Annotated in this window: 4 protein-coding genes; all 4 read right to left on the bottom strand. The window is 50.0% G+C overall.

The features are described from left to right. Positions 1–17 precede the first annotated feature (17 nt). Entirely contained in the window at positions 18–2,054 is a 2,037-nt protein-coding gene (locus Q3886_RS09290) for a tape measure protein (protein WP_301861146.1), read from the bottom strand. Positions 2,055–2,200: 146 nt separating this feature from the next. Continuing rightward, positions 2,201–2,665 carry a hypothetical protein gene (locus tag Q3886_RS09285; RefSeq protein WP_301861144.1) on the bottom strand — a complete coding sequence of 155 codons (465 nt, stop codon included), beginning with the start codon at positions 2,663–2,665 and terminating at the stop codon, positions 2,201–2,203. A gap of 12 nt (positions 2,666–2,677) precedes the next feature. Then, positions 2,678–3,172 (bottom strand): phage tail tube protein, encoded by a 495-nt coding sequence (locus Q3886_RS09280; protein ID WP_301861143.1) that lies wholly within the window; start codon positions 3,170–3,172, stop codon positions 2,678–2,680. 16 nt (positions 3,173–3,188) lie between these two features. Beyond that, positions 3,189–3,669: phage tail sheath C-terminal domain-containing protein (locus Q3886_RS09275; protein ID WP_301861142.1), on the bottom strand; the 481-nt coding region annotated here is incomplete at its 5' end.

Genomic DNA, 3,669 nt, shown 5'->3' with positions numbered 1-3,669 from the left:
ATATACATGTAATACATCTATACCCTCACTCCTTCCCGCTGAATTGCTACGGCTTCCTGAATACCCTTGACGAGGTCACTCGTCATGCCGTCAATGTCGACATCGGATGCTACGTTATTCTGGTTCTCAATGTGAATCGTAATATGTTGCTGTTGCCATTCAGAAATAACCTGCTGCATTGCCGAATCCCGCAGCTCTCGAATTTCTTCATCCGTCATCTCAATAGCATTCGCCATGCGGGCCGTCGTGTCTGCCATGCGTCCTGTATTATCGGCTGTACGCTTCGCGTTTTGTGCGTTGTTTGCGGCATTGGGGTCGTAATTAGCTGCCGGCGTTATTTTGCTGGTATCATAGGTTTCCGGTATGACCTGTTTCATCGCATCTTTAATGCTTCCTGTCCAGTCACTGGCTCCCAGACTATAGCCTGCAGCTGCAGCGCCGTTGGCGCTGTCATACGTAAATGGAGTGACGTAAAAAGCAGCCCCGGCAATTTCTTTACGAGCAGCTGTCAAGTCGCCTGCACTGACTGCATTAATATGCATTCCCGGGATCTTGTTGACAAGACCAATAACGTCGTTCACCGCCGCCGCAACATACTCAACAATGGCATTCCAGATATCCACGAACAGATTGTATGCTGCCCCCAATGGGTCCTGGAATACGCTGCCAAGAAAATTGGCCAGTGCAATAAAGCTGTTGGCCACCATTTTGACCGTGTTCAATATGCCCGTCCCCATCCAGGCAAATGCACCAAAGATAAGACCTGTAGCCGATAAGCTTGTGCCGGCAAACCGATTGACCGCCGCTACAGCCAGATAAAAAATGCCAATCAGTATGACAATAGCCCCAATGATCCAGGTTACAGGGCACAGCGCCAGCGCCGCATTCAGTCCTTCCTGGGCCAGTGTCATCGCAATAATAGCGGCTGTCTCTGCCCAGTCTGCGATGGTTTTAGCACCAGTTGCTACCGCAGCAATCCCCATCTGGCCGGCACTGAAAAGGGCATTCAGGCCGACATACAGCAAAGCCAGGCCTAAGGCGCCCAATGCTGCCTCTGCCGCCCAGGCGTGGGTATTGAAGAAATCACCGACGTAAGAGATGGCGCCGGCCGCTGTATCGACAAACCACTGTATCACGCCGACAGCAGCATAAAACATAGGTGCTACCTGCGAAATTCCCCATTCAATATTATTGACGAAAAAGCGGACGCCCTCACTGTTTGCCAGGTCATTTAACCGGGTAAACACAGGCGCAAATTCCCGCAGAGCAATATTCGTCAGCTCTGTAAAATGGTCGCCCCAGCGTTTCGGCATCGCAGCGAATTGGGCATTGATTTCGTCCATATTGTTTAAAATGGCGTTTCTGATAACGTCGGCCGTAACTTCTCCCTCAGCGGCCAGCTGCTTCAATGCTCCGCGGGGGACACCCATTTCCTTGGCAATCATGTTTTCAATAATAGGTGCATTTTCGGCGATACTTCGGAACTCATCGCCCTGCAGCTGCCCTGATGCCAGGCCCTGCGTCAGCTGAATCATAGCGTCCTGCTGATTTTGTTTGTTAACGCCGCCAATGACGAACATCTTCTGAATACCTTCCATAAACTGCGCCGCTTCACGCGGATCCGGGAAGGCATCATGTGCACTCAGGGACAATTGCGATACAGCCCTGGCCATATCAAGGTATCCGCCGCGGGCTCGTTGTGCAGATTCGAAAATCATATTGTTGAGATAGGCCACATTTTCCTGTGACCCGGCAATAAGGCTTAAACGGGCCTGTATGCCGGCATACTCGTCTGCTGTTCCTACCAGGTTATTAATACCGTTAGAGATGGCCTCAATCCCTTGCATGGCAGCATCAGCCAGGAAGCTGCCGGCAAACACGCTTTTCAGCATCCCAAAACGAGAAGACGCTGATTCAGCCGATTCGCCTGCCTCACGGGCTGCGCCGGATACAGCGTCCAGCCGTCTGGCAACGACACTCGACGCCTGGCTGATACGGTCCAGGACAGGAGAAAACCCATCCCGCAGGCGGATATAATTTTCTATAGTTGCCATAGGCTACCTCCCTTTGGAATCCTTCATCGCTTTGTTCTCTGCCTTGGCATATTCCTGACAGCATGCATATACAAACGCCCTCTCTTCTTCCGACATGGCCCGCAGCTGATTGGGCAGAATGTGGAGCTTAACCAGGGCAAAATACGCTAAGGCTGTTTCGGCGTCTTTTGCCCGGATAAGTTTTTTACAGTTTTAATCTTATCGTCCATGCCCGTCTGGAAATCACTGGCCTCTGAAGAAGCCAGATACAGGTCGGCCAGTTCTCCTGGTGTCAGCAAATCTTTCAGCAGCGCTTCTGCCCCGACAACGCCCCGATTCGTCTGCAGTTCCGTGTCATTCAGATTCGGATACACGATACTCTTGAGCGTAAATTCCATCGTAAACCGTTCCCGGTCAAACACAGTCTGATAGTCCCTCGTTCCCTTAACGGGTACTTTTTTCTGGCACCGGTGCTGCAGGGTATCAATCTCATCGTTTGTCAGCGCCCGCAGTTCCCATTCGACGGGGTCGCCGTTTGCATCAACAAACCGTTTCGATGCGACGTATTTAACAGGTTCTTTGACAATTTCGTTCTCTTTAAAAAATGCGCTCAGCGTTTTTACTTCACTCATTGTTCAGTCCTCCTAAGCCTGCATGCCGTCTAATACGGCGAATTTTTCCGGAATCTGCATTCCTTCAAAGGTAAAGGAAATTTCATCTTCCAGCCAATCTCCGTCCGCATCAAAAGCGGCCACCGTCGTTTTGTCAATGTTGCATCCCGTCAGAATAACCGTGCGCCTGCCGGCCTGGGACGTCGGGTCTTCATTGGAAATCTGCATGTCGAAATAGGTATCAACTCCATTATTGACAAAGTTCAGTACCATATCGTCAAACACAGACGTGTTTTTGTAAATGCGCAGTGTTCCGGATCCTTTGGCGCTGACAGATTTATTCCCTTTTAACAACCGCCCCAAAATAGCGACTTCTTTCTTGTCTTTTTCAATCGTCGCGCTCAGGGATTTCGCCTGGAACAGCAGGTATCGGTTGTTATCAATTGTCACATATGCAGACGCCAGCTTCGCCGAAATAACATCGCCGGCAAACATCGTCCGTATCGCATTAATAGTTGCTTCTGGCATATCCTATTCCCCCTCTCTACGCTACATAAATGGTGCAGTACAGTTTTTCCATGCAAACCGTCGGCTGAATTTCAAACGTCCATACGACAGAATCCTTGGAATCCCCCTGCGTGGGCACTGGCAAATCATCGGCCACAAAGTTCTGAATGGCCCGGACTTTTTGATAATTTTGAAAGAGCGCAACGCCGTCATTCCAAAGTGCCAGCCGCCCCTGGTCATCATTCTGCACTTTGCCAAGATAAGAGCGATTAAACAGCCGCGCCAAATCAATGGCCGAATTATCCAGTACACGGATAACCTGGTTGAAGGAAAAATCTTCGTTCTTATCCTTCGTAAATTCTGTAAAGGTATTAATATCCTTCAGTACACGCGTATCGCCTTCCACATCCCCGCTGACGGCATCGGTTACATTGTGAAACATCAAGAGCCCATCTGTAATAGCCTGTTCCAGCTCGTACTGCTTATACGCCGTGTTGACCGTATACTCACCGTCATAT

Source organism: uncultured Megasphaera sp. (assembly GCF_958350005.1).
Classification (GTDB): domain Bacteria; phylum Bacillota; class Negativicutes; order Veillonellales; family Megasphaeraceae; genus Megasphaera.
The sequence above is the reverse complement of the archived record's forward strand: the minus strand, read 5'-3'. Positions and strand labels throughout refer to the sequence as shown.